Below are 25,944 nucleotides of genomic sequence, written 5' to 3' on the forward strand. Positions count from 1 at the left end.
CCCCCGCTCTCCCAACTCCCCATCCGGAGTCCACTGTTCCACTCTCGTCCATTCGCGACGAACGGTGACGGAGTGCGTGCTTAATGTGATGTGCTGGGACCGATCGCGTACGTAGCAAGGGCTTGCGACAGCTCACGGGGGACGAGGGAGGGGAGAACTCATGAGCTCGGAGCACCACCACATCCGCCGCTGGGAATCGGGCGCCCTCGCCCACGCCGTGACGGACCCTTTCGGCCAGGGCCCGGTCCCCTGGCTACGGGGCAATGTGACGTACTTCGACGACACCGGCCACGTGGTCCCCTGGTATGTGGAGCCGGGCCCGCCCGAGCCCCACGCGCCGGCCAAAGGCGCCCGCGTCCCCGCACCCCGCACCCCGCCGGGCCCCCGCTCCGCCGACGACGTGCACCGCCAGATCAAGGGCTTCACGGCGACCGGAGCGGCCGCCCCCGGCCAGTCCATCGACTTCCACATCACCGTGGACCCGCCCCAGGAATTCGGCGTCGACATCTACCGCATCGGCCACTACAGCGGTGTCGGCGCGGCGAAGATCACCACCAGCCCCCGCCTCTCCGGCATCGTCCAGCCCCCGCCCCTCACCGCCGACCGCACGGTCTCCTGCCACCACTGGTGGCTCTCCTGGCGGCTGCAGATCCCGAGCTACTGGAACGTCGGCGCGTACGTGGCGGTCCTGACCACCGCCGACGGCTACCGCTCCCACGTGCCGTTCACCATCCGCGACGACCGCCAGGCCGACCTGCTGCTCCTGCTCCCGGACATCACCTGGCAGGCGTACAACCTCTATCCGGAGGACGGCCGCACCGGCGCCAGCCTCTACCACGCCTGGGACGAGGACGGCCGGCTGCTCGGCGAGTCCGATGCCGCGACGACCGTCTCCTTCGACCGTCCGTACGCCGGTGCCGGCCTCCCTCTCCACGTCGGCCACGCCTACGACTTCATCCGCTGGGCCGAGCGCTACGGCTATGACCTCGCCTACGCCGACGCCCGCGACCTGCACTCCGGCCGCGTCGACCCCAGCCGCTACCGGGGGCTGGTCTTCCCGGGCCACGACGAGTACTGGTCACCGCAGATGCGTCGCACCACCGAACTCGCCCGCGACACCGGCACCTCGCTGGTCTTCCTCTCCTCCAACACCATGTACTGGCAGGTGGAGCTGAGCCCCTCCCCGTCCGGTGTCCCCGACCGCCTCCTCACCTGCCGAAAACGCCGGGGCCCCGGCAAACCCGCACTGTGGCGCGAAATCGACCGTCCCGAACAGCAGTTGATGGGCATCCAGTACGAGGGCCGGGTCCCCGAACCCCACCCCCTGGTCGTGCGCAACGCCGAGCACTGGCTCTGGGACGCGACCGGCGCCCACGAGAACGACGAGCTGGAAGGCATGGTCGCCGGCGAGGCCGACCGCTACTTCCCCCGCACCCCGCTCCCCGAGCACCAGGGCCGCATCCTCCTCGCCCACTCCCCCTACCGGGACAAGGACGCGATCGTCCGCCATCAGGAGACCTCCCTGTACCGGGCCCCCTCCGGTGCCTGGGTCTTCGCATCCGGAACGTTCGCCTGGTCCCCCGCTCTGGACCGGCCTGGCCACGTCGACACGCGGGTCCAGCGAGCCACGGCAAACCTCCTGGACCGCATCTGCAAACGCGACTGAGCCCAGTCAGTACAACCCCTGGCCAAGATCGGTTCCCCGCGTACGGGAGAATCGAGCCACTTGGACATCACCACGGGGAGGAACCGTGTCCGGATTCGTAGAAAAGCCCGAGCCGATCCAGGTTCCGGGCCTGGTGCATCTGCACACCGGCAAGGTGCGCGAGCTGTACCAGAACGAGGCGGGCGACCTCGTGATGGTCGCCAGCGACCGAACGTCCGCGTTCGACTGGGTGCTGCCGACGGAGATCCCCGACAAGGGGCGTGTCCTCACGCAGCTGTCCCTCTGGTGGTTCGACCAGCTCGCCGACCTGGTCCCGAACCACGTATTGAGCACCGAACTGCCGCAGGACGCCCCCGCCGACTGGGCGGGCCGCACCCTCGTCTGCAAGTCGCTCAAGATGGTCCCGGTGGAGGCCGTGGCCCGCGGCTACCTCACCGGCTCGGGCCTGCTGGAGTACAACGACTCCCGTACGGTCTGCGGCCTCGCCCTCCCCGAGGGCCTGGTCGACGGCTCGGAGCTGCCCGCGCCGATCTTCACCCCGGCCACCAAGGCCGCCGTCGGCGAGCACGACGAGAACGTGTCGTACGAGGAGGTCGCCCGCCAGGTCGGCGCGGAGACTGCCGCCCAGCTGCGCCAGACGACCCTCGCCGTGTACGGCCGCGCCCGGGACATCGCCCGTGCCCGGGGCATCATCCTGGCCGACACCAAGTTCGAGTTCGGCTACGAGGACGACACCCTGGTTCTCGCCGACGAGGTCCTCACCCCGGACTCGTCCCGCTTCTGGCCGGCCGACCTGTGGGAGCCGGGCCGCGCCCAGCAGTCCTTCGACAAGCAGTTCGTCCGCGACTGGCTGACCTCGGACGCCTCCGGCTGGGACCGCGCGAGCGAGCAGCCCCCGCCGCCGCTGCCCGAGGAGATCATCGCCGCGACCCGCGCCAAGTACGTGGAGGCGTACGAGCGACTGACGGGCATGCGCTGGAGCTAGGCGCACGAAGAAGGCCCCGGTCCAGTGGACCGGGGCCTTCTTTCGATCTCAAGAGCGGACGACCAGGTTCGAACTGGCGACCTCAACCTTGGCAAGGTTGCGCTCTACCAACTGAGCTACGTCCGCGCTGCGCCGTGGCGCGAGGCCTACTATACCCAACCCCGCTCCCGTGCGAGACGTACCGCCGCGTGCCGGTTCTCCACCCCGAGCTTGGACGTGGCCGACGACAGATAGTTCCGGACAGTCCCCTGGGACAGCGCGGCCCGCTCGGCGATCTCCGCGACGGGCGCCCCGTCGGCGGCGAGCTCGAGGACCTCGGCCTCCCGCGCGGTGAGCGGGGAGTCGCCGGAGGAGATCGCGTCGGCCGCCAACTCCGGGTCCACATAGCGGTTCCCCGCATGCACGGCCCGGATGATCTCCGCGAGCCGCTGCGCGCTGACGGTCTTGGGGACGAACCCGCGCACACCTGCCGCAAGCGCCCGCTTCAGATGCCCCGGTCGGCCGTGACCGGTCACGATCAGTACGCGGCAGCCCGGCAGTTCGGCCCGCAGCGATGTGGCGACCCTCACACCGTCGGCCCCCGGCATCTGCAGGTCCAGCACGGCCACGTCCGGCGTGTGCGCCAGCGCCATCGCCAGCGCCTCCGGCCCGCTCGCCGCCTGCGCGACCACCAACAGGTCGTCCTCCAACGCCAGCAACGCGGCCAGCGCCCCCCGGATCAGATGCTCGTCGTCGGCGAGCAACAGCCGCACGGGCCGCCCGTCCGCCGCCGCCTCCGGTACGCCCGTCATGACGCGGCCCGTCGTACGACCGCCGGGCCGACCGTGGCCGACGTACCCCTCGAAGCCGAGTCCGCTGGAGAAGCCGAGCCCGAGTTCTCGGCGGACGCCGACCCGGCCGAGGCCAGCGGCACCCGCGCCACCACCCGGAACACCTCTCCACCCGCCGGCCCCGCCTCCAGCGTCCCGTCCACCACCGCCAGCCGCTCCCGCAGCCCGGCGAGCCCGGACCCGGCGCCGACGGAACGCCCGGCGTCCTCCTCCGCACCCGCCGCCCGTATCCCGTCGTTCTCCACGGTCAGCACCACTTGCCCCTCCGTCACCTTCAATACCACCGCGCACCGCACGGCGTTCCCGTGCCGGAGCACGTTCGTCGTCCCTTCCCGCACCACCCAGGCGAGCGCGGACTGCACCTCGCCGGGCAGCCCGGCGGTGTCCGCCCCGTCGACCGAGCAGGTGATGCCGGCCGCCGCCAGCACGCCCCGCGCACCGGAGAGTTCGACCCCGAGGTCGGCCTCCCGGTATCCCCGTACGACATCCCGCACCTCGCGCTGCGACTCCTGCGCGATCCGCTGGACCTCGATCATCTGCTCGACCGCCTCGGGCCGTTCCCGGCGGGCCAGCTGGACGGCAAGCTCGCTCTTCAGGGCGATGACCGCGAGGTTGCGGCCGATCACGTCGTGCAGGTCGCGCCCGAAGCGGAGCCGCTCCTCGGCGACCGCGAGCCGGGCGCGGGTCTCGCGGGCGTCGGCGAGTTCGTAGACGGCCGTGAGGAGCCAGACGGAGAAGACGGAGGTGAGGGCGAGGGAGGTGGTGCCGATCAGCACCACCACCAGGGCCGCCAGTGCGGAGCTCCCGCCGGCCCCGGCGCCGAGGGCCGAAGCCCCGCCGCCCGTGGCGAAGGCCACGATCACGGCCGCCAGGCGACGGCGGCTGCGGACACCGAGCGCGATGGTACCGACGCCGAAGATCAGCACGCCCCCGAACGTCGCGAACAGCGCCGCACGGGGGTCGTCCCCGAGGGACGCGCTGCTGGCGAGCACCATCGCCGCGCAGCCGACCAGCGCGGTGACGACCCCGATGGTCCAGAGCAGGCGTACGGGCTGCTCACGGCGGTCGCGCACCCAGTCGAGCGCCCGGGAGACCGCGACCGAGCAGAGCGCGCCGTGCACGGTCACCAGGGCGAAGACCCAGCCTGCGTACCGCAGGGGTATCTGGCCGAAGAGCGGTATCCCGAACCCGCCGACCTCGATCAACGGGAAGGTCTGGAACGACCACCGCGTGTACGTCTCCACCTTCGCCGGTGTGCTCTTCGTCCGCCACCAAGCCCCCGGCCCTCGCATGGCTCAACCCCCCTCATCGGCGCGGTTCCCAGCGGAACCACCGCCGTACAGCAAACACCGCGAGCACGGTCCAGGCCAGCGCGGTGGCGAGGGCGCCCAGGGCGTCGTACGCGGACAGGTCGCCGGTCCAGCCGCCGCGCACCAGCGTGATCACGGGGCTGAGCGGCAGCAGTTCGCAGACGGACGCCACCCGGTCGGGCAGCACTTCGAGCGGCACGGTGATGCCCGACCCGAGCAGGGACACGAGCATCAGCGGCAGGCTGGTGAGCTGCGCGCTCTCGGCGGTACGGCTGAGGCTCGCGGTGACCGCCGCCAGCGCCACGCACAGGACGATGCCCAGCAGGACCCCCAGCACGGCCAGGTGCGGCGCGGGCGGCGCCCCGACGTCGAGCAGGACCGTGCAGCCGATCGCGAGGAGCACGCACTGCGCGAACCCGATGCCGGCGGCGGGCAGCGCGGCCCCGGCCAGGATCTCCGGGTCGCGCAGCTCACCGGTCCGCAGCCGCTTCAGGACGAGTTCCTCGCGGCGTACGACGTAGATGTTGGTGAGAGCGGTGTAGATCGCGAAGAGCAGCGAGAAGCCGATGGCGGCGGGGAGGATGACCGTCCCGATGCTCAGCCCGGCCTTCCCCAGGTCCATCTGGTCCGTCGCCGACCGCACACTGAGCGGCAGCAGCAACGGCATGAGCAATGCCGTGAACATCGTGGCCCGGCTCCGCCCCAGGAGCGTCAGCTCGGCGCGGGCGAGCGCGGTCATCCGGCTCCTGAGAGTCGTCGTCCCGGCCCTGACGACCGCCTCCGCCCCCGCCGTCGTACCCGTGGTCGTGCTCATGCCGCCACCCCGTTCTTGCGCGATCCCTTGCCCGCACGCGGTCCCTTGCCCGTACGCGATCCCTTGCCCCCACGCGGTCCCGTGTCGGTACGGGATTCCGTATCCGCACGCGCCGCCTCCGCCGACTCCCGGGCGATCCGCAGGAACGCCTCCTCCAGCGAGGCCGACCGCACCTCGAGGCGCCGGAACTCGACCCGTGCCCGCTCCGCCCACACCAGCAGTCCGGTGGCCGCCCGCTGCAGTTCGTGCGTGCGCAGCACCACCACGCGGTCGTGCTCCTCGTGCCCGGTGACACCCAGCTCGCCCAGCGGCGGCAGGTCGCCCAGGAAGTACCCGGCGGGCAGTTCGAACGAGATGCGGGACGGCTGGGAGGCGGTCACCTCGGCCGGGGTGCCGGTCGCGGCGACGGCGCCCTCGTGGAGGATGGCGAGCCGGTCGGCCAAATCCTCCGCCTCCTCCAGGTAGTGCGTGGTGAGCAGCACGGTCGTTCCCCCGTCGCGCAACTCCCGCACCAGTTCCCACGTGTCCTGGCGGCCCTCCGCGTCGAGCCCGGTCGTCGGCTCGTCCAGGAAGAGGACCTCGGGGCGCCCCAGGAGCGCGAGCGCCAGGTCGAGGCGCCGCTTCTCACCCCCGGACAGCTGCTTGACCCGTACGCCGGCCCGCCGTCCGAGCCCGACGATCTCCAGCGCCTCTCCGACGGGCCGCGCCCCGCTGGTGCAGCCGGCCCACATCTGTACCGTCTCCGCGACGGTCAGTTCGGAGGGGAAGCCGCCCTCCTGCAGCATCACGCCGATGCGGGGGCGTACGGCCGCGCGCTCCCCGTAGGGGTCGTGCCCGAGGACCCGCACCCGGCCGCCGGACGGCGGTGCGAGTCCTTCCAGCAGTTCGACCGTCGATGTCTTGCCCGCGCCGTTGGTGCCCAGGAGCGCGAAGAGTTCTCCCCGGCCGACGGAGAACGTGATCCCCCGCACGGCCTCGAAACCGCCCCCGTACACGCGCCGCAGGTCGGTGACCTCGATCACGTTCTCGTGATCGTGGGTGCTCACGCCCTCGTGCCCGTTCGTCTTCATGCCTTCAGCGTCTCGTCGGCAAGGGCCGGAGGGCAGTGCGCGGTGTCATCACTCGACATGACAAATGTCAGACGCGGGAGTCATGAAGGGGGAGTTGTGACCGCGGGAGACGTGAACACTGGAGCCGTGAACGCGGGAGTCGGGATCACGAAGAAGGCCCCGGTCCAGTGGACCGGGGCCTTCTTTAACGAGCGGACGACCAGGTTCGAACTGGCGACCTCAACCTTGGCAAGGTTGCGCTCTACCAACTGAGCTACGTCCGCATTGCCTCCGACCGGCTCCCACCGATCGGCGCGAGGACTACTTTACCTGATCCACAACAGTGGTCGGTAAGTGATCCAGAGCGGGTGACAGGAATTGCACACTGCGCCTTCCCCCTGGAAGGGGGATGTTCTACTACTGAACTACACCCGCGTGACTCCGGTGAGCCGGACCTTTCGGCCTTGCCCCTCGGCGTGCTCCAGACTCTAGCTGATCCGCCCGGGGGCAACGCAAGTCGGTTGTCCCCGGGGGCCAAGTCGGCCGCCCCCGGGGACCGCTGACGAATCCTGAGGGCCGGCCGGCGGGAGCGGCGCTACTGCGCCTCGGCGAACGCCTCGTAGACCCTCTTGGGGATCCGGCCGCGTGCGGGGACCTCCAGCTTGTTGGCCTGGGCCCAGGCGCGGACGGCCGCCGGGTCCGGAGCGATCTGGGTCTGCCTGTACGCCTTGCCCGACCTCGACCGCTTGCGGCCGGCGTCCACGTAGGGCGCGAGCGCCTTACGCAGTTTCTTGGCATTGGCTTCGTTCAGGTCGATCTCGTACGACTTGCCGTCGAGTCCGAAGGCGATCGTCTCCGCTGCTTCCGAGCCGTCGATGTCGTCGGAGAGAGTGACTACGACACGCTGCGCCACGAATATCGGTCCCTTCGTGCGACATCTCTCCGTTGACGTGCCCTGACGTCAGGAAGATGTCGACTGTCCGGCTGTTATTTGGGCAAAGTATCGGCTATTGCCAATTTATTTGTACAGTGCCCGGCATTGCAATGTGAAGACAGACTTAATCCGCCCGTGTGTCCCTCACGCAATAGGGATACGGGATCTTTCCCGCAAGTTTTCGCGAGGGTGATCACCTGATGCCGGATCGTGACCGCCGTCACCCGGAATCCCTGTAGTTTCCTACGAATCTACCCGCGTAGAAATTTCGTACGGGTAGTCTGAAGGAACCTGCTCAGCACCACACACCGGGAGTGCCAGTGGCACGCGTCGTAGTCGACGTCATGCTCAAGCCGGAGATCCTCGACCCCCAGGGCCAGGCGGTGCAGCGCGCGCTGCCGCGCCTCGGTTTCGAGGGCGTCTCCGACGTACGTCAGGGAAAGCGATTCGAACTGGAAGTTGACGGACCGGTGGACGACGCCGCGCTCGCCCGCATCCATGAGCTGGCGGAATCCTTCCTCGCCAACACCGTGATCGAGGACTTCACCGTCAAGGTCGAGGAAGTCGCGGAGGCGGGAAAGTGACCGCTCGTATTGGCGTCGTCACCTTTCCCGGCAGCCTGGACGACCGGGACACGCAGCGTGCGATCAGGCTCGCCGGTGCCGAACCCGTCGCTCTCTGGCACAAGGACAAGGACCTCCACCAGGTCGACGCCGTGGTGCTGTGCGGCGGTTTTTCCTACGGTGACTATCTGCGCGCCGGAGCCATCGCGCGTTTCTCGCCGGTGATGGAGACGGTCATCGAGCAGGCGAAGGCCGGACTGCCGGTCCTCGGCATCTGTAACGGCTTCCAGATTCTCACCGAGGCCCATCTGCTCCCCGGCGCGATGCTCGGCAACGACCACCTCCACTTCATCTGCCGCGACCAGAAGCTGCGGGTGGAGAACGCGGAGACCGCCTGGACGACCGACTACACGGCCGGCCAGGAGATCCACATCCCGCTGAAGAACATGGACGGCCGGTACGTCGCCGACGAGTACACGCTCGACAAGCTGGAGGCGGAGGGCCGCGTCGCGTTCCGTTACGTCGTCAGCGGCGAAGCCACAGACGGATGCGGCAACCCGAACGGCTCGCTCCGCGACATCGCCGGCATCTCGAACGAGGCCGGGAACGTCGTGGGTCTCATGCCGCACCCGGAGCACGCCGTCGAACCCCTCATCGGGTCCGGCCGCACCGACGGCCTCCCCTTCTTCACCTCGATCCTCAAGAAGCTGGTCAACGCATGAGCCGGACGCCTCTGGACACGGTCGAGCACGCGGCCGCGACCCCCGACGTCGAGCTGCCCTGGGCCGAGCTGGGCCTGAAGAAGGACGAGTACGAGCGGGTGGTGGAGATCCTCGGCCGCCGCCCGACCGGCGCCGAGCTCGCCATGTACTCCGTCATGTGGTCCGAGCACTGCTCGTACAAGTCCTCCAAGGTGCACCTCCGCCAGTTCGGCGAGAAGGCCCCGCACTCCGACGCCCTGCTCGTCGGCATCGGCGAGAACGCCGGCGTCGTCGACGTCGGCCAGGGCTACGCGGTCACCTTCAAGGTCGAGTCGCACAACCACCCCTCGTACGTCGAGCCCTACCAGGGCGCGGCCACGGGTGTCGGCGGCATCGTCCGCGACATCATCGCGATGGGTGCCCGCCCGGTCGCCGTCGTCGACCCGCTCCGCTTCGGTGCGGCCGACCACCCGGACACCAAGCGTGTCCTCCCGGGCGTCGTCGCCGGCATCGGCGGCTACGGCAACTGCCTGGGCCTGCCGAACATCGGCGGCGAGGTCGTCTTCGACGCCTGCTACCAGGGGAACCCGCTGGTCAACGCCGGTGCCATCGGCGTCATGCGGCACGAGGACATCCACCTCGCGAAGGCCTCCGGCGACGGCAACAAGGTCATCCTCTACGGCGCCCGCACCGGCGGCGACGGCATCGGCGGCGCCTCGATCCTCGCCTCCGAGACCTTCGACGACGCCAAGCCCTCCAAGCGTCCCGCCGTCCAGGTCGGCGACCCCTTCCAGGAGAAGCTCCTCATCGAGTGCACCCTGGAGGCGTTCAAGGAGAAGCTGGTCGTCGGCATCCAGGACCTCGGCGCGGCCGGGCTCTCCTGCGCCACGTCCGAGCTGGCCTCGAACGGCTCCGGCGGCATGCGCGTCACCCTCGACGACGTACCCCTGCGCGACTCGACCCTCTCTCCCGAGGAAATCCTCATGAGCGAGTCGCAGGAACGCATGTGCGCGGTCGTCGAGCCGGAGAAGGTCGACCGCTTCCTCGAGATCTGCGACAAGTGGGACGTCATCGCCACGGTCATCGGCGAGGTCACCGACGGCGACCGCCTGGAGATCTACTGGCACGGCGGCAAGATCGTCGACGTCGACCCGCGCACGGTCGCGCACGACGGCCCGGTCTACGAGCGCCCGTACGCCCGCCCCGAGTGGCAGGACGCGCTCCAGGCGGACGACGCGAACAAGCTCCCCAGGCCCACGACCTCGGAAGAACTGAGGCAGCAGGTCCTGGCGCTGGTGGCGTCCCCGAACCAGGCCTCCAAGCAGTGGATCACGTCGCAGTACGACCACTTCGTGCAGGGCAACACGGTGCTCGCCCAGCCCGAGGACTCGGGCATGATCCGCATCGACGAGTCGACCGGCCTCGGCGTCGCCATCGCGACGGACGGCAACGGCCGCTACGCGAAGCTGGACCCGTACCACGGCGCCCAGCTGGCCCTGGCGGAGGCGTACCGCAACGTCGCCACCACCGGCGCCAAGCCCCTCGCCGTCTCGGACTGCCTGAACTTCGGCTCGCCCGAGGACCCGGCGGTCATGTGGCAGTTCGCGGAGGCCGTACGCGGTCTCGCGGACGCCTGCCAGCAGCTGGGCACCCCGGTGACCGGCGGCAACGTCTCCCTCTACAACCAGACGGGCGAGGTGGCCATCCACCCCACCCCGGTCGTCGCGGTCCTGGGCGTCATCGACGACGTGGCCCGGCGCACGCCGGTCGCCTTCCAGGAGGAGGGCCAGCTGCTCTACCTGCTCGGCGACACCCATGAGGAGTTCGGCGGCTCGGCCTGGTCCCAGGTCGTCCACGACCACCTCGGCGGTCTGCCCCCGCGGGTCGACCTGGAGCGCGAGCGCCTGCTGGCCGAGATCCTGATCTCCGCCTCCCGCGACGGCATGATCGACTCCGCGCACGACCTCTCCGACGGTGGCCTCGTCCAGGCGGTCGTGGAGTCGGCCCTGCTCGGCGACAAGGGCGCCCGTCTGATCGTCCCCGACGGCCTGGACGCCTTCACCTTCCTGCTGTCGGAGTCGGCCGGCCGAGCCGTCGTGGCCGTCCCCCGCTCCGAGGAGCTCCGCTTCAACGACATGTGCGGCGCGCGGGGCCTGCCCGCGACCCGCATCGGTGTCGTCGACGGTGACTCCGTCGAGATCCAGGGCGAGTTCAGCCTCCCCCTGGAGGAGCTGCGCACCGCGCACGAGGGCACGATCCCGGCGCTGCTGGCGTAGTCAGTCCTTTGTTCGTGCGACGTTCGTACGACGGAGCCCTGCCCGGATCGATGCTTCCGGGCGGGGCTTCCTCGCGTCCTGACAGCTCAGCGGACGTAGTTCTTGAGGATCTCCGTGTCGAGTTCGATACCGACCGGATCGGGGAGGGACACCTTCTCGCCGAACTTCGCGGTGCGCACGTCGCGGTAACCGCCGACCAGCGGGTCCGGGCCGCTGTGCACGGTGACGGTGCACGAGTCTCGGTCGATCAGGAGATACAGAGGAATTCCGGACTGGCCGTACGCGGCCGGCTTCTCGTGTCGGTCCCGCCGGTCGGTGTCGGAGTCGTAGGACGTGACCTCGACGACCATGAGCGCCCCGTCGGGGTCGGCCCACTCGCCGTGCCCCGCGAAGTGGGCTTCGGGGGTGACCACCGCATCCGGTTTCGCTCTGCCCGCTCGGTAGGACTCGACCCTGAGCCCTCGGCCCTGATACAGGTCCAGGTCGGGCCTGGCCTGCATACAGCGCCGCGCAAGCCACGTCACGATCGTGTCGTGGTCTCCGTCCGCCACCTTCTTGACCCCGATCTGTCCGTTGATGAACTCCAACGTGACGGTCTCGGGAGCAGAGGAAGCGATCGTTTCGAACTCCTCCACCGACATCTGAGACGTGCGCTCGGCCATAACCGTCATGTTGCCCCCCTTTCCAGGCGAAGGCCAGTGTCACTCGTGGGCGTCGGAGCGAGGCTGATTTCGCCGTCGATCACACTTTCGGGCGACCTTCCTCCCTGGTCGGCACAGTCCCGGCACGCGTACTCCGTACGGCCCGGACCCGTGGCGCCGTGCACGAAGGCCACGGGAACCGGCTTCTCGGCGGGGCACTGGCACCGCACGCAGATCCGGGTCCGGCGCAGGCACTCCGAGCACATCCGCCCCGTACGGTCCACGGTCCCGTAGCGCAGGAAGGGCGCGCGGCCGGTGCCGCAGACCGTGCACAGGAGTTCGGGGCGCGACTCCTCAGCAGCGGCAGGCATGGTCGCGGTCCTCCCCGCCGTTCGTGGGCACGTGGGGTCCGGAGACGCCCCAGCCCCGTAGTGGCGCCGACGGTGCCGACGGGGGCGAGGCCGCCGCCCGGTCTCCCCTGCTGATCCGTCGGCTGAGCCGACGCAGCAACGCCCTCACGACTGCCCTTCCCGAACGACGAGTTCCGTCTCCTCGACGAGCGACTGCCGCTCGGTGTGGTCGGCCAGCCGCGTCCAGAGGTACGCCCGCCCGGCATCGACCTTGTCGTAGCCGGACCCGATCTGCACGACGACCCCTTCGAAGGGTTCGGGCCGCTCCTGGCGGCGGAGGTCGGGCGGGACGTAGGTGGTGCCGCGCACTCGGTCACCGACGCGGAAACGGGGGGTGGCCATGGGGTTTGCCGCCTTTCGGGGGTGTCCTGTGACCACGGTCCCTCTCGATCCACAGGTGAGGCAATCGAACGTGGAATTTTTACGAGATGTGGAATATGCCAGGAGGTTGGCATAGTGCTCCGCAAGGTGGGCATGGCATGGCACACTCGCCTCACAGGTGGTGAGGTGCCGGGCACGGGGTGTCAACCGTCGGGCATCGGCGTACTGTTGGCGGGCATGGCCGCAGAAGGGGCGGGCAGGGTGGCGACGAAGACTGGGCCGACGATCCGACGGATGCAGCTCGGTATTGAACTGAGGCGGCTGCGTCGGCAAGCGCCCCGCGATGACGGCGACGGGAACGGACTGACCCTGGCCCAGGCGGTGCGAGGCCTGGGCTTCACCGAATCGAAGCTGTACCGGGTGGAGAACGGTCTGACGAGCCTCCCCAAGGTCCAGGACTTGAAGGATCTGCTCGACCGGTACGGCGTCACGGACGTGGACGACGTGGAGTTCCTGTTGGAGGTCCACAAGAACTCGTTGCAGCGGGGCTGGTGGTCGCCGTACCGGAGCCTGATGCCGTCGGGGTTCGGCATGAGCGTCGGGTTGGAGGGGGACGCCAAGATCCTGCGCGTGTACCAACCCGACGTGATGTTCGGCCTGTTCCAGACCGAGGCGTACACGCGCGCCCAGTTCGAGATCGCCAAGCCGGTGGATGAGCGGACGACTGAGTTCGTCGAGCGGAACATCGAGATCCGTATGCGGCGCAAGGACGCCATCACACGCGGCGACCGACCGGTCGAGGTGCACGCGATCCTGGAAGAGGCCACTCTTCGGCGGGTTTTCGGCAGCCCGGATGTCATGCGGGAGCAGTACAAGCACCTGGCGGAGCTGGCCACGCTGGATCATGTGACTGTGCAGATCCTGCCGATGAACGTGCCCATCTATCGGGCCAGTGGGAACTTCATCCTTATGGAGTTCGAGCGGCCGTTGCCGATGGTGGTGAGCGTCGACACCGCGGAAGGCGCGACCGTCACGGACAAGGACACCGAGATCTGGCGGTACGCCCGGCGGTTCGATGCGATGCGGGCTGGGGCACCAGCTCCTCGGGACACACCACGCTTCCTGGAACAAGCCGCACGAGAGTTGGAACGACCATGAGTAGCCACCCCCAAGCCCTCGAACTGGCCGGAGAGGAGGCGTGGTTCAAGTCCTCGTACAGCAGCGACCAGGGCGCCAGCTGTATCGAGATCGCCGACCTCATACCCACTCGCAACCTCGTCGCCGTCCGTGACTCCAAGGCCCCCGGAGGTCCTGCCCTCCTGTTCCCGCCGGACGCCTTCACCGCCTTCGTCGGCCATGTAAGAACCGCCCGTACGGACCCGGCGGTCCGTACGGGCGGGTGAGCGTCAGCCGGCCGCTTGGTCAGCTGGGCGTGACTGGGCCGCCGGGTCGGCCGGGCGGCCGGGTCAGCTCGTCAGTGACGTCCAGAGCGTCAGTGGCCGGTCGGCGACCGACTCCTGGTCCGGGTGTCCGGCACCGTTCTTGATCGAGATGATCCGGTATTTGTCCTGGTGGAAGACCCAGAACAGGCTGAAGCCGTTGATCATTTGCATGTCCGGCACGGCCAGGAACTCGTCGACCTTGTCGATCCCGGCCAGCGACTGCCAGAGCGACAGTGAACGGTCGCCGCGCTCGATCACGTCGGTGTGCGCCTTGCCGTCGGCGATCGAGATCAGTCGGTAGACCTGCTGGCCCATGAGGGTGTGGAAGACCCAGTACCAGCTCCTGCCGTTGTTCCGGAACTCGCCGCTCCAGTCCGGCACGGGCAGGAACGCGTCCACCTGCTCGATGCCGTTGAACGAGGCCCAGGCCGTGATCGCACGGTCCCCCCGGTCGACCGTGCCCGCCTGGTCCGGCGGCAGGCCCGACTCGGCCCGGTCGTTGATCGAGATCAGCCGGTAGACCTGGCGGCCCTCGGTGGTGTGGAACAGCCAGAACCGGCTGCGCCCGTCGATCCGCTGCTCGTCCGGCACCGGGAGCACCGCGTCCACGCGGCCGACCCCGCTGTAGAGCTGCGGCCAGGTGGAGAGTGGCCGGTCGGGCCGCTCCAGCTTGTCGCTGTGTTCGTTGCCCTCGGCGATCGAGACGGTGCGGGCGACCGGGCCCGAACTGCCCGTTCCGTATGCCCAGTACCAGCTCTTGCCGCCCTGGCGGTAGAGGTCCGGGACGGCCAGGAAGGCGTCGGTGGGCCGGACGGTGCTGGGCAGCTTGTCGGTCAGCCGTCCCTCGCCGAGCAGCCGGAGCGTGGTCATCGAGGGCGCGAAGCCGTACACCGAGCCCTCGGTGGTCACGAACTGGTTGAACGTCAGCTTGGTGGAGGCGCCGGGCGATTCGTACGTCACGGTGCCGGTCGGGCCGACGTCCGGGTCGGGGCCGGGCTTGTTCGTCCGGCCCGGGGGGAAGTCCGGGGCGTTGATCCAGGCCTTCTGGATGAACTCGAACTGCTCGACGAGGTCGGACTGGTAGCTCACGAAGAGCAGCCCGCGTGGGTCGTCGGGCCCGCCGGGCCCCTCCGAGGCCGGGTCGAAGGGCGCGCCGTACGGGGAGCCCCGGCGCATGATCCGCCGACGGTCCATCACCGGGTTCTCCGGGAACGGATCGGCGCCGGGTTTCTCCTGCAGGCCGTCCCGGGGGTTGGTCTTGCGCAGATGGGAGAAGAGCGGGGTGACGAAGCCCTCCGGATCGTTCTTGAAGCCGAAGTCGTTGTCCGCACCGGCCTCCGCGTTGCCCGGCCGGTCCGCGTGCGGGCACTTGGCCACGGGGGTGCCCGAGCGCCAGCGGCCGACCACCCGGGCGGCCAGCCACTCGGGGGTGGCCTCCTGCGGCACCACCTTGGCCTTCTTCAGGACCTTGAGCTGGGCGGAGATCTGGGCCCACCAGCCGGGTACGTCCTGGGCCAGCCGGCGCACCACGTGGAAGCTGCCGTTCACCGTCCAGTCCGGCATCTCGTCGTAGGTGATACCGCCGATCCTCGGATGTCCGATCACGAACTCGCCCGCCGGGATCAGCCGGGTGCCGGGCTTGCCCTTCTCGTACTCGGGCCGCTCCGGGTCCGGCTCGTCGAAGCCGATCACGGCCGGCTCGCTCACGCCGTCCTTGAAGCCGAAGTGCTCCTTGCCGCGGCGGGAGCCGGTCAGGGTCGCGCCGTTCTGCTGGAAGACGATCACGATCTTGGCCTGGGCGGTTGCCTCGCGCTGCGCGGTGACGGCGGTCTGCAGGTCCTGGACGGTGTCCGAGGCGATGGTCAGCACCGCGTGCACGGTCTGGCCCTTGCCGTTGCCGAACAGCCAGTTCTCCGGCGAGCTGTCGCCGACGTCGCCCAGCGCACGGTTGTTCGAGCCGTCCTTGAACGCCTCCAGTGTGCCGCCGGGCCGTGTGCTGGGCAGCGGGTCCTTGCCGATCAGCTGCCGGATGCCCTCGTGGGTGAAGCTGATGTTCATCCAGGTCGCCTTCAGCTTCTGCGGATCGTCGCCGCCCGAGGCCTGCCGGGCCCTGCGGAACGCCGCGTTGAAGGTGGCGACCTGCCTGGTGGTGGAGATCTGCGGTTCGAGCTGCCGCACCCACGTCCTCGCCCTGGCCGCGTCCTCGAACTTGAGGAACAGCAGCGTCATCTGGTCCTTCTTGAAACCTGCGACGACATCGCCCTGGATGTCCTCGCTCTCCCGCAGTGTCAGCTCAGCCAGCATCTCGTCTCCCGATGGCGAAGAGTTACATTCAGTAGTCATATAACTACAGAATGTGTTCGTGAGTCGATGGGCCGTGCTCCTGGCTTACCCGACCGGGCGAACCAGTCGGACCCCGGCTCACCCGGCCGCCCGCTGGAAACGACAACCAGTCATGGCGAAACAACACTGGGTGACGGTGCGTCGGCCCCTCGGTCGGCCCATGCCATCGATCCATCGATACCTGCTTCGCTAGGAGTTCCATGTCCCGCAGTAATCCCTCGACCGTCCCCCGGTGGCTGCTCGCGGCCGCACTGGCGGTCTGTACCACCTCCGCACTGACCGTCGGAGTGACCGGGCCGGCCGTTGCACATGGCGCCGGCCACGACCACGACCGGACCGCCGACACCTCCGCCGGGGCGCCGGTGAAGGCCGATCCGGACGAGGCCGCGGCCCTCGGCGAGGAGCACGCCGAGGAGCACGCCCACACCAGGAGGATGCTGGCGGCGCTCGGCGACTACCCGCAGACCACCCGTACCGCGCGCCTCAAGGCGCTGGGTGAGTCCCAGGCCGCCGCCAACACGGGCTTCGACCCGAGTGAGTCCGGGCGGTTCCGGGAGTACTTCCAGTCCCCCGACTTCGCCGCGCACATCGCCCAGCTGCCCACCGGCAAGGTGCTGCTGTTCTCGTTCGAGCGGGTCGAGAAGAACCCGCAGAAGGAACCCGCGCCGACCGACACCATCGGCAAGGAGAACGCGGGGCGGGCCTACCTCTGGGACCCGGCCAAGGGCACCGGATCGAACGCCTTCACCAAGGTCACCCCGCCGACGGTCAACGTGCCGGACGGGCTCAACCAGCCGCGTCCCGCGCCGTTCTTCTGCGCCGGGCACTCCTTCCTGCCCAACGGCATGCTCGGTGTCTTCGGCGGCAACCTGGGCGGCAACGGCGGCTCCGGGGCCAAGCTCTCGCTGGTCTTCGACCCCTGGCAGGAGGTCTGGTACCAGAACCAGGACATGACGGTCGGCCGCTGGTACCCGAGCGTGGTGACCGGGATGGACGGCCGACAGCTCATCATGTCCGGCCAGTCCGAGCTGGGCTGGGGCACACCGACCTCGATCGTCGAGCGCTTCCCCGCACTTGACAAAACGGTGCCGGTGGCCAAGACCGACAAGCCGGAAGGCTGGTCCGTCGGTGGGTTCCGGGCGGACGCGCCGTTCAAGCGCGACTACCCGCACCTGTTCTCGTTGCGCGACGGCAAGATCTACGGGCTCGGCCGCAACCCCGACCAGCAGTGGACGTTCGACATCAACACCGAGACCAGGAGTGACCTTCCGGCCCGCCCGGACGTCCCGCACCCGCCGGGTGCCATGGTCCCCCCGCAAGGCATCGGCCGTAACTACGGTTCGGCCGTCCCGCTCCCGGCCGGCTTCCGCGGCCCGGACTCCGTGCTGGTGCTCGGCGGCGACCGTGACGACCCGAACACCTACCAGCTGGTCGGCGGCCAGTGGAGCAAGGAGAAGCCGCGCGCCTTCGGCCGCACCCAGGACAACACCCTGCTGCTCCCGGACGCCACCCTGCTCACCGTGAACGGCGCCTTCGACATCCGCGACTACGGCAACGGGCCGTACAACCCGAACGCCGACCTGAAGTACCGCCAGACCGAACTCCGGGACGCGAACGGCAACTGGAAGCTAGGCCCGGCCCAGCGGCTGCCGCGCGGCTACCACTCCAACGCGGTGGTGCTCCCCGACGGCCGGGTGATGGTGACCGGTGACGAACTGCAGCAGCTCGCCAACGACCCGAACATCGACGACGACATGAACGGCAGCATCGAGATCTACGAGCCGGCCTACCTGCACCAGGGAAGCCGCCCCAACCTCGGCACGGTCTTCAACCCCTCGGTCGGCTACAACGAGCGGATCACCGTCAGCAGCAGCACCGCCGCCGACGTGACCCGGGCAGTGCTGCTCGCCCCGACCACCGCGACCCACTCGGTCAACACCAGCCAGCGCCACCTGGACCTGCGGATCAAGAGCCGCTCCGGCAACTTCCTCGAGCTCCAGGCACCGCCCTCGGCCGCCGCCGCCCCACCCGGCTACTACATGGTCTTCCTGCTGAACGAGGAGGGCGCCCCGAGCAACGCGGGCTGGGTCCAGCTCAAGCCCACCTCGGGCGGCCAGACCCCCTGACGCCGCACCGACACACAGCTGCGGCCCGCCGTCCCGGACAGCGGGCCGCAGTGACGTGCCCTCCGTCGGCCGCGGCTCCAACTACGCTTCCCACCATGCCCCCGGCCAGGAAACGCCCCCGCGCCTACGACCCCGCCAAGACCCGCAAGGCCGTGCTGGCCCAGTTCGGGAACGTACGGGAGGCCGTGGGTACCCTCACCGACGAGCGGCTCGCGCTGCCGACCCGGCTCGGGGAGTGGAGCGTGTGGGACCTGGCCGCGCACATCACCATGGCCGTGGAGAGCGTCAGCCGAGCCCTGGAACGGCCCGAGCCCCCGAAGGCCGAGCTGAACCCGCTCGACTACGCCTCCGCGACCGCCACGTACGCCGGCGCCATCGCCGAGGGCAGCCGCGGCCTGGCCGAGGCCAACCCCGACCTGGTCGCCCTCTACGCGGGGGTGGAGCAGCGGATCACCGACGCCCTCGCCGCCGCCCCCCAGGACCGGGTCGTCGACACCCGCGCCGGCGGCATGAGGCTCGACGACTACCTCCTCACCCGCACGATCGAACTCGTCGTCCATACCGACGACCTGAACGCCGCCGTTCCCGGCCTCGACGTCCCGTACGACCGGCACGCCCTGGCCACCTGCGTCCGGCTGCTGGCCGACACCCTCGCCGCGCGGGCACCCGGCGGCTCGACCGAGGTGCGGATACCGCCGTACGCCGTCGTGCAGTGCGTGGAGGGGCCGAGGCATACCCGGGGAACCCCGCCGAACGTCGTCGAGACCGACCCGCTGACCTGGATCCGTCTCGCCACCGGCCGGCTGGAGTGGGCCGCGGCCCTGGACGACGCCAAGGTCAGCGCGAGCGGCGAGCGGGCCGATCTGAGTGCGCTGCTGCCCCTGATGGGCTGATCCGCAGCCCGAAAACCCGGTGGAACCACCCTCCCACCTCACCCGTCCCACCGCCATGGACAAGCGACTGACCCTCACCGCCCTGGCACTGCTTCCGCTTCCGCTGCTCGCGGCCTGTGGTTCCGAGTCGGCCGGCGACTCCGGCAGCGGCAACGTCGGCTCGACCACCACGAAGGCCTCGGTCACCGGCGTCCGCTGGAAGGTCGACAGCCTCACCGTGGGCGGGAAGACCGAACAGGCCCCCGAGGGCGCCTATCTGAAGATCGCCGACAACGGCGAGGTCGACGGCAACTACGGCTGCAACACCTTCGGCTCGACCGCCGCGTTCAAGGACGACGGCATCGACTTCGAGGCCGCCCGGTCCACCGAGATGGCCTGCGACGACGTCCCGATGAAGTTCGAGGAGACCTTCGCCCGCACGCTCGACGCCGGGACGTTCACGGCCGGGGCGACCGACGACGGCAAGCTCACCCTCACCACCGCCGACGGCGACACCGTCGAGCTGACCGAGGAGAAGCTCACCCCGCTGTACGGCACGAAGTGGCTGGTCGATTCCCTCATGGCCGACCGTGTCTCCACCTCGCTCCCCGAGGCCGCTCGGGGCAAGGCCTGGTTCACCCTCGACAAGAAGACGGGCACGCTGCGCGGAAGCGGCGGCTGCAACGACATCTCCGCGAAGGCCACCGTGAGTGAGAACAAAATCACCCTCGGCCAACCGCGGACCACCCGCAAGATGTGCTCCGATTCACTCATGGACGCCGAGCGGAGCTTTCTGGAGATTTTCAATGGCACGGTGGAGTACCGAATCGATCACTTCGCCATCACGTTGACCAGCGAAAACTACGCTGGTATCGGCGCCGTCGCCGACAAGTGACGTGCGCCGGCCCGAAGTCGGGAACCGGGGCGGGCGAGAGAACCGGATTCGGACCGGTGCGCGATCTCGCCTACACTCGGTGGCGTGCCACGTGGTGACGGACGACTCAACCACGACCTTCTCCCCGGCGAGAAAGGCCCCCAGGACGCGTGTGGCGTCTTCGGTGTCTGGGCCCCGGGTGAAGAGGTCGCCAAGCTCACGTACTTCGGGCTCTACGCCCTCCAGCATCGGGGCCAGGAATCCGCGGGTATCGCGGTCAGCAACGGCTCCCAGATCCTCGTCTTCAAGGACATGGGCCTCGTTTCCCAGGTCTTCGACGAGACCTCGCTCGGTTCGCTCCTGGGTCACATCGCGGTCGGTCACGCCCGCTACTCGACCACCGGTGCCTCCGTGTGGGAGAACGCCCAGCCCACCTTCCGTGCCACCGCGCACGGTTCCATCGCGCTCGGCCACAACGGCAACCTGGTCAACACTGCCCAGCTCGCCGAGATGGTCGCCGACCTGCCCAAGCAGGAGGGCCGTACGCCCCGCGTGGCGGCCACCAACGACACCGACCTGCTCACCGCGCTCCTCGCGGCCCAGGTCGACGAGGACGGCAAGCCGCTGACCATCGAGGAGGCCGCACACACGGTCCTCCCGCTGGTGCGCGGCGCCTTCTCCCTCGTCTTCATGAACGAGCACACCCTTTACGCCGCCCGTGACCCGCAGGGCGTCCGCCCGCTGGTCCTCGGCCGGCTGGAGCGCGGCTGGGTCGTCGCCTCCGAGTCCGCCGCCCTCGACATCTGCGGTGCCTCCTACGTCCGCGAGATCGAACCGGGCGAGTTCATCGCCATCGACGAGAACGGTCTGCGCAGCTCCCGATTCGCGGAAGCGAAGCCCAAGGGCTGTGTCTTCGAGTACGTCTACCTGGCCCGCCCGGACACCGACATCGCCGGCCGGAACGTGTACCTCTCCCGCGTGGAGATGGGCCGCAAGCTGGCCAAGGAAGCCCCCGTCGACGCCGACCTGGTCATAGCGACCCCGGAGTCCGGCACCCCGGCCGCCATCGGCTACGCGGAAGCTTCGGGCATCCCGTTCGGTGCAGGTCTGGTGAAGAACGCGTACGTCGGACGTACGTTCATCCAGCCCTCCCAGACGATCCGCCAGCTCGGCATCCGCCTGAAGCTGAACCCGCTGAAGGAAGTCATCAAGGGCAAGCGGCTGGTGGTCGTCGACGACTCGATCGTCCGCGGCAACACCCAGCGCGCGCTGGTCCGGATGCTCCGTGAGGCGGGCGCCGCCGAGGTCCACATCCGGATCTCCTCGCCGCCCGTGAAGTGGCCCTGCTTCTTCGGCATCGACTTCGCCACCCGGGCCGAGCTCATCGCCAACGGCATGACGGTCGACGAGATCGGCACCTCCCTGGGCGCCGACTCGCTCTCGTACATCTCCCTCGAAGGCATGATCGCGGCGACCACCATCGCCAAGCCGAACCTCTGCCGTGCCTGCTTCGACGGCGAGTACCCGATGGAGCTGCCGGACCCCGAGCTGCTCGGCAAGCAGCTCCTGGAGACCGAGCTGGCGGCAGGCCCCGCCGCCACAGCCGCGGCCGACGCGATCCGTCGCCCGTAAGACTGCCCGTAGACAGCCGGTAACACCTGCTTACCTGCGCTTATCTGCAGTACGACACGAAAGTTCTCACCGTCATGTCTGAGACAACTGGTGCCAGCTACGCAGCCGCGGGCGTCGACATCGAGGCGGGCGACCGCGCCGTAGAGCTGATGAAGGAGTGGGTGAAGAAGACGCAGCGCCCCGAGGTCCTCGGTGGCCTCGGCGGCTTCGCCGGCCTCTTCGACGCCTCCGCCCTCAAGCGCTACGAGCGCCCGCTGCTCGCCTCCGCCACGGACGGCGTCGGCACGAAGGTCGACATCGCCCGGCAGCTCGGCGTGTACGACACCATCGGCCACGACCTCGTCGCGATGGTGATGGACGACATCGTGGTCTGCGGCGCCGAACCGCTGTTCATGACCGACTACATCTGCGTCGGCAAGGTCCACCCCGAGCGGGTCGCCGCCATCGTCAAGGGCATCGCCGAGGGCTGTGTCCTGGCCGGCTGCGCCCTCGTCGGCGGGGAGACCGCCGAGCACCCCGGCCTGCTCGGCCCGGACGACTTCGACGTCGCCGGCGCCGGCACGGGCGTGGTCGAGGCGGAGCACCTGCTCGGCCCGGATCGTATCCGTACGGGTGACGCGGTGATCGCCATGGCGGCCTCCGGCCTTCACTCGAACGGGTACTCGCTCGTCCGCCACGTCCTCCTGAACCAGGCCGGTCTCTCCCTGGACGCCGAGATCGCCGAACTCGGCCGCACCCTCGGCGCGGAGCTCCTGGAGCCCACCAAGATCTACTCGCTGGACTGCCTGGCCCTCACCCGTACCACCGAGGTCCACGCCTTCAGCCACGTCACCGGCGGCGGTCTCGCAGCCAACCTGGCCCGCGTGATCCCCGACACCCTGCACGCCACGGTGGACCGCTCCACCTGGGCCCCTGCCCCGGTCTTCGACCTGGTCGGCAGGACGGGCCAGGTCGAGCGCCTGGAGCTGGAGAAGACCCTGAACATGGGCGTGGGCATGATCGCCATCGTCCCCCAGGAGTCCGCTGACGTGGCTCTGACGGCCCTGGCGGACCGCGGCGTCGATGCCTGGGTGGCAGGCGAGATCACCGACCGAGCCGACCACACGACAGGCGCGGAACTGGTGGGCGACTACGCACGAGGCTGAACACCAACGCGCCCCTCGGGCGTAGGCCGAAGGCCGCCCCCCGAGGGGCGCGGGGAACCGCGCGAGTAACCACGACGCACCCGCACCCGCCAGACCACAGTGGGATCCGAGCTTTCAGGCGCCCCCGCCCCAAGCGGAGCGGAACCGCACAAAACCCGGTCCGGCAGTGGAGAACCACCCGGACCGGGCAAGCGCAGCGGTATGGCGTCAAGCCCCGCGACGATGCGACGCGGGACCGGACTCGTCGTCCTCGTCCTCATCGTCGTCGTTGTAAAGATCCGCGTACTGGGAGTACGGGTCGTCTTCGTCTTCGTCATCTTCGAACGGCTCGCCATTCGGCGGCTGGCTCGAAGTCGAAGCGCCCAGCTCATTGGCCAGACGCGAAAGATCGGTACCGCCGCTGCTGTACTTCAGCTGGCGGGCGACCTTCGTCTGCTTGGCCTTTGCCCGGCCGCGCCCCATGGCTCGACCCCCTCGGATACGGGGCTCGGTGGCCCCAGAGTCTTGACACGCGTTCATGATCTGGAACGGACTCTCCATGGAGAGACCGGTCCGTAGGGCTTCCACGGTACCTGAGCCCACGCCCATACGGTACGTCGCCCGCAGGACGTGCCCGTGCCCAGAACCTGCGAGGAGCCCTTTCCTCGCTGGTCAACAGTGATTTTAACCGTTTCTCGGCGAGCGACCCGCCGACGGAAGTGAGAGTTCTCTCTAAAGCCGCCGACGGGTACCGGCCGACGCCGTACGAACACCGCTCGAACACCGTACGACGGCCCTCGCCGAGGCTCAGCGACCGCGCGCCACGACCGCCTCGTGCATCCGCTGTTCGGCGATCCGGTCGGCCGCGGCGGCCGGCGGAATGCCATCTGTCTTCGCACGTGCGAATATTGCCAGCGTGGTGTCGTAGATCTTCGCGGCCTTCGCCCTGCACCGCTCGAAGTCGAACCCGTGGAGCTCGTCGGCGACCTGGATGACCCCGCCGGCGTTCACCACGTAGTCCGGCGCGTAGAGGATCCCGCGGTCGGCGAGGTCCTTCTCGACACCGGGGTGCGCGAGCTGGTTGTTGGCCGCGCCGCACACCACCTTGGCGGTGAGGACGGGCACGGAGTCGTCGTCGAGGGCCCCGCCGAGCGCGCACGGGGCGTAGATGTCGAGCCCCTCGGTCCGGATGAGCGCGTCCGTGTGGGCGACGGCGGTGACCCCTTCCGGGTGCCGGTCGAGGATCCGCCGTACGGCGTCCTCGCGCACGTCCGTGATCACGATCTCGGCGCCTTCCGCGAGGAGATGCGTCACGAGGTGGTGGCCGACCTTGCCGACGCCCGCGATGCCGACCCTGCGGCCCCGCAGCGAGGGGTCGCCCCACACGTGCTGCGCGGAGGCCCGCATGCCCTGGTAGACGCCGAAGGCGGTCAGGACGGACGAGTCGCCCGCGCCGCCGTTCTCGGGGGAGCGGCCCGTCGTCCAGCGGCACTCGCGCGCCACGACGTCCATGTCGGCGACGTACGTGCCGACGTCGCACGCGGTGACGTACCGGCCGCCCAGCGAGGCCACGAACCGCCCGTAGGCGAGCAGCAGCTCCTCGCTCTTGATCCGGTCGGGGTCGCCGATGATCACGGCCTTGCCGCCGCCGTGGTCGAGACCGGCCATGGCGTTCTTGTACGACATCCCGCGCGCGAGGTTCAGCGCGTCGGCGACGGCCTCCGCCTCGGTCGCGTACGGGTAGAAGCGCGTGCCGCCGAGAGCGGGGCCCAGCGCGGTGGAGTGGATGGCGATGACGGCCTTGAGGCCGCTGGCCCGGTCCTGGCAGAGCACGACTTGCTCGTGACCGCCCTGGTCCGACTGGAACAGGGTGTGCAGGACGCCGTCAGATACATCGGTCACTGTGGTGACTCCTGGGTAAGAAGCGGCGGTCGGTGACAGGCTCCCGTACGGGTGGCGGGGTCTGTGACCATGAGATTAGAGCCTGCGTCCGCCCGAGGGCGGCGCAGCCTCAGGATCACCCCACTTCCGGAGTACGGACGTGGTGCGATCGCACAGTTTTCCGGCCCGCCCGTGTGCGGGTTCGGCAGGTTTCCCCGGTGGCAGCCGGGGGAGGGAGCAGGCGTGCCCAAGGTGTCCTCGGTGATCGTCCCGTACGCGTCCTACCTCCGCGTGTACGAGCCGTTGGCGGCCTTCCCCGAGCCGGAGCGCGGCCACTGGACCCGCTACGCCCGGCGCACCGACCGCCCCTCGTACCAGGACGAGCTGCGCCGCTCGCTGGCCGACCTGCTGCCGACCCCGCCCGTCCCGGTGCCGGTGCACGAGAGCGGCGACGCCTTCGTGCTGGACGTCGACGGGGTGGTCTGTGTCTGCCCCTGGCGGACCCGGCTGCGCGGCTGGCAGGCGCTGGGCGACCTGGCCGAGGAGCTGCCCGCGCCGGTGCTGGACGCGGTGCTGCCACCCCTGGTGCGGCATCAGGCGAGCCAGGACTACGAGCGGTGGATGGCCGGCAACCCCGACGCCCGCCCGTGGATCCGCACGGCGACCTGGCACGTGCCGCTGAACTGGTTCGTCCTCGTCTCGGACGACGAGCGCACGTACGAGAAGGGCTCGGGCGAGAAGGGTTCGGGCGAGAGCTCGCCGGTGCTTCGCTATCGCACGCCCATGGTGCAGGCCCGGCGGCGCGTGGCGCGCGGGCTGCGGGCCCTGCGCGACACCATCGACGAGGGGCCGCTCATCGACGGTCTGATCGATGTGGGCCGCTGGCTGGAGGAGTTCCATCCGCGGTCGCTCGTCGAGCTGGACTACGGAGGTCTCGTGCATGTCCTGCCCGCCGCCGAACTGGACGGCGACCACTCCGCCGCCGACGTCGCCGAGGGCATCGAGGCCCTCCGGGGCGGGGACGGTCTCGCCGCCGGGGAGGCGTACGGGCGGCTGGTCGAGCGCTGGCGGGCGGTGCGGGACCGGCGCTCGGCGAACTGAACCGGCGCTCGGCGAGCAGAACCCGGCACCAGGTGAGCAGAACCGGTGC

At 69.6% G+C, this 25,944-nt stretch carries 23 protein-coding genes and 3 tRNA genes; 13 read left to right on the plus strand and 13 right to left on the minus strand.

Annotated elements, in window-relative coordinates; all coding sequences use genetic code 11:
• Positions 1 to 160 precede the first annotated feature (160 nt).
• Together OG622_RS25770 and OG622_RS25775 are read left to right on the plus strand one after the other, a co-directional pair.
• Positions 161 to 1,666, plus strand: a complete 1,506-nt coding sequence (locus OG622_RS25770) for a N,N-dimethylformamidase beta subunit family domain-containing protein (protein ID WP_371578990.1) — start codon at positions 161 to 163, stop codon at positions 1,664 to 1,666.
• An 85-nt stretch (positions 1,667 to 1,751) separates the two neighbouring features.
• A complete protein-coding gene (locus tag OG622_RS25775; protein ID WP_371578992.1) occupies positions 1,752 to 2,651 on the plus strand; it encodes a phosphoribosylaminoimidazolesuccinocarboxamide synthase in 900 nt (299 codons plus the stop codon).
• Positions 2,652 to 2,704: 53 nt separating this feature from the next.
• Here OG622_RS25775 and OG622_RS25780 read toward each other — a convergent pair.
• The 8 genes from OG622_RS25780 to OG622_RS25815 all read right to left on the minus strand — a co-directional run bounded on the left by OG622_RS25780 (position 2,705) and on the right by OG622_RS25815 (position 7,567).
• Positions 2,705 to 2,777 (minus strand) — tRNA-Gly (locus tag OG622_RS25780).
• Between the two features lie 23 nt (positions 2,778 to 2,800).
• Complete coding sequence (locus OG622_RS25785) at positions 2,801 to 3,442, minus strand: response regulator (protein WP_371578993.1); 642 nt, start codon at positions 3,440 to 3,442, stop codon at positions 2,801 to 2,803.
• Complete coding sequence (locus OG622_RS25790; RefSeq protein WP_371578994.1) at positions 3,439 to 4,773, minus strand: sensor histidine kinase; 1,335 nt, start codon at positions 4,771 to 4,773, stop codon at positions 3,439 to 3,441. Before OG622_RS25790 ends, OG622_RS25785 begins: the two co-directional genes overlap by 4 nt.
• A gap of 13 nt (positions 4,774 to 4,786) precedes the next feature.
• Complete coding sequence (locus OG622_RS25795; protein ID WP_371578995.1) at positions 4,787 to 5,605, minus strand: ABC transporter permease; 819 nt, start codon at positions 5,603 to 5,605, stop codon at positions 4,787 to 4,789.
• Positions 5,602 to 6,675 (minus strand): ABC transporter ATP-binding protein, encoded by a 1,074-nt coding sequence (locus tag OG622_RS25800; protein ID WP_371578996.1) that lies wholly within the window; start codon positions 6,673 to 6,675, stop codon positions 5,602 to 5,604. Before OG622_RS25800 ends, OG622_RS25795 begins: the two co-directional genes overlap by 4 nt.
• Before the next feature lie 190 nt (positions 6,676 to 6,865).
• Positions 6,866 to 6,938, minus strand: a tRNA-Gly gene (locus OG622_RS25805).
• A gap of 79 nt (positions 6,939 to 7,017) precedes the next feature.
• Positions 7,018 to 7,089: transfer RNA gene (locus OG622_RS25810), tRNA-Gly, on the minus strand.
• Between the two features lie 160 nt (positions 7,090 to 7,249).
• On the minus strand, positions 7,250 to 7,567 hold the full coding sequence (locus OG622_RS25815) for an Lsr2 family protein (RefSeq protein WP_371578997.1): 318 nt from the start codon (positions 7,565 to 7,567) through the stop codon (positions 7,250 to 7,252).
• A gap of 341 nt (positions 7,568 to 7,908) precedes the next feature.
• On the opposite strand from OG622_RS25815, the gene purS reads away from it, so the two are divergent.
• Genes purS through purL form a run of 3 tightly spaced genes read left to right on the plus strand, consistent with a single transcriptional unit; the run spans position 7,909 to position 11,128 of the window.
• Entirely contained in the window at positions 7,909 to 8,172 is a 264-nt protein-coding gene (gene purS, locus OG622_RS25820; protein ID WP_005482678.1) for a phosphoribosylformylglycinamidine synthase subunit PurS, read from the plus strand.
• Positions 8,169 to 8,873 (plus strand): phosphoribosylformylglycinamidine synthase subunit PurQ, encoded by a 705-nt coding sequence (gene purQ, locus OG622_RS25825; RefSeq protein WP_371578998.1) that lies wholly within the window; start codon positions 8,169 to 8,171, stop codon positions 8,871 to 8,873. The genes purS and purQ overlap by 4 nt, the downstream gene beginning before the upstream one ends.
• Entirely contained in the window at positions 8,870 to 11,128 is a 2,259-nt protein-coding gene (gene purL / locus OG622_RS25830; RefSeq protein WP_371578999.1) for a phosphoribosylformylglycinamidine synthase subunit PurL, read from the plus strand. The genes purQ and purL overlap by 4 nt, the downstream gene beginning before the upstream one ends.
• A gap of 86 nt (positions 11,129 to 11,214) precedes the next feature.
• Here purL and OG622_RS25835 read toward each other — a convergent pair whose 3' ends face one another.
• Both OG622_RS25835 and OG622_RS25840 read right to left on the minus strand, forming a co-directional pair.
• A complete protein-coding gene (locus OG622_RS25835; RefSeq protein ID WP_371579000.1) occupies positions 11,215 to 11,799 on the minus strand; it encodes a Uma2 family endonuclease in 585 nt (194 codons plus the stop codon).
• 485 nt (positions 11,800 to 12,284) lie between these two features.
• Complete coding sequence (locus tag OG622_RS25840) at positions 12,285 to 12,521, minus strand: hypothetical protein (RefSeq protein ID WP_371579001.1); 237 nt, start codon at positions 12,519 to 12,521, stop codon at positions 12,285 to 12,287.
• 273 nt (positions 12,522 to 12,794) lie between these two features.
• Between OG622_RS25840 and OG622_RS25845 the strand changes: the two genes are divergently transcribed.
• Together OG622_RS25845 and OG622_RS25850 are read left to right on the plus strand one after the other, a co-directional pair.
• Positions 12,795 to 13,658, plus strand: a complete 864-nt coding sequence (locus OG622_RS25845; protein WP_371579002.1) for a helix-turn-helix domain-containing protein — start codon at positions 12,795 to 12,797, stop codon at positions 13,656 to 13,658.
• Positions 13,655 to 13,903 carry a DUF397 domain-containing protein gene (locus OG622_RS25850; RefSeq protein ID WP_371579003.1) on the plus strand — a complete coding sequence of 83 codons (249 nt, stop codon included), beginning with the start codon at positions 13,655 to 13,657 and terminating at the stop codon, positions 13,901 to 13,903. Before OG622_RS25845 ends, OG622_RS25850 begins: the two co-directional genes overlap by 4 nt.
• 63 nt (positions 13,904 to 13,966) lie before the next feature.
• Here OG622_RS25850 and OG622_RS25855 read toward each other — a convergent pair whose 3' ends face one another.
• On the minus strand, positions 13,967 to 16,246 hold the full coding sequence (locus OG622_RS25855; RefSeq protein WP_371579004.1) for a Dyp-type peroxidase: 2,280 nt from the start codon (positions 16,244 to 16,246) through the stop codon (positions 13,967 to 13,969).
• 239 nt (positions 16,247 to 16,485) lie between these two features.
• Here OG622_RS25855 and OG622_RS25860 point away from each other — a divergent pair, with 239 nt between their 5' ends.
• The 5 genes from OG622_RS25860 (at position 16,486) to purM (ending at position 22,934) form a co-directional block, all read left to right on the plus strand.
• The gene (locus OG622_RS25860; protein ID WP_371579005.1) at positions 16,486 to 18,411 is read left to right on the plus strand and encodes a galactose oxidase-like domain-containing protein; all 1,926 of its coding nucleotides are present in this window, start codon (positions 16,486 to 16,488) and stop codon (positions 18,409 to 18,411) included.
• A 95-nt stretch (positions 18,412 to 18,506) separates the two neighbouring features.
• Complete coding sequence (locus tag OG622_RS25865) at positions 18,507 to 19,304, plus strand: sterol carrier family protein (RefSeq protein ID WP_371579006.1); 798 nt, start codon at positions 18,507 to 18,509, stop codon at positions 19,302 to 19,304.
• A 55-nt stretch (positions 19,305 to 19,359) separates the two neighbouring features.
• A complete protein-coding gene (locus OG622_RS25870) occupies positions 19,360 to 20,178 on the plus strand; it encodes an META domain-containing protein (RefSeq protein WP_371584218.1) in 819 nt (272 codons plus the stop codon).
• Positions 20,179 to 20,262: 84 nt separating this feature from the next.
• Positions 20,263 to 21,789: an amidophosphoribosyltransferase gene (purF, locus tag OG622_RS25875; RefSeq protein ID WP_371579007.1), complete on the plus strand. Its 1,527-nt coding sequence runs from the start codon at positions 20,263 to 20,265 to the stop codon at positions 21,787 to 21,789.
• 74 nt (positions 21,790 to 21,863) lie between these two features.
• On the plus strand, positions 21,864 to 22,934 hold the full coding sequence (purM, locus tag OG622_RS25880; RefSeq protein WP_371579008.1) for a phosphoribosylformylglycinamidine cyclo-ligase: 1,071 nt from the start codon (positions 21,864 to 21,866) through the stop codon (positions 22,932 to 22,934).
• A 207-nt stretch (positions 22,935 to 23,141) separates the two neighbouring features.
• Here purM and OG622_RS25885 read toward each other — a convergent pair whose 3' ends face one another.
• The gene (locus OG622_RS25885) at positions 23,142 to 23,396 is read right to left on the minus strand and encodes a DUF3073 domain-containing protein (protein ID WP_371579010.1); all 255 of its coding nucleotides are present in this window, start codon (positions 23,394 to 23,396) and stop codon (positions 23,142 to 23,144) included.
• A 324-nt stretch (positions 23,397 to 23,720) separates the two neighbouring features.
• Positions 23,721 to 24,815, minus strand: coding sequence for a Leu/Phe/Val dehydrogenase (locus OG622_RS25890; protein ID WP_371579011.1), 1,095 nt, complete (start codon positions 24,813 to 24,815; stop codon positions 23,721 to 23,723).
• Positions 24,816 to 25,037: 222 nt separating this feature from the next.
• On the opposite strand from OG622_RS25890, the gene OG622_RS25895 reads away from it, so the two are divergent.
• Positions 25,038 to 25,895 carry a hypothetical protein gene (locus OG622_RS25895; RefSeq protein ID WP_371579012.1) on the plus strand — a complete coding sequence of 286 codons (858 nt, stop codon included), beginning with the start codon at positions 25,038 to 25,040 and terminating at the stop codon, positions 25,893 to 25,895.
• Positions 25,896 to 25,944 lie beyond the last annotated feature (49 nt).

Origin of the sequence: Streptomyces sp. NBC_01314 (genome assembly GCF_041435215.1) — a bacterium.
GTDB lineage: Bacteria > Actinomycetota > Actinomycetes > Streptomycetales > Streptomycetaceae > Streptomyces.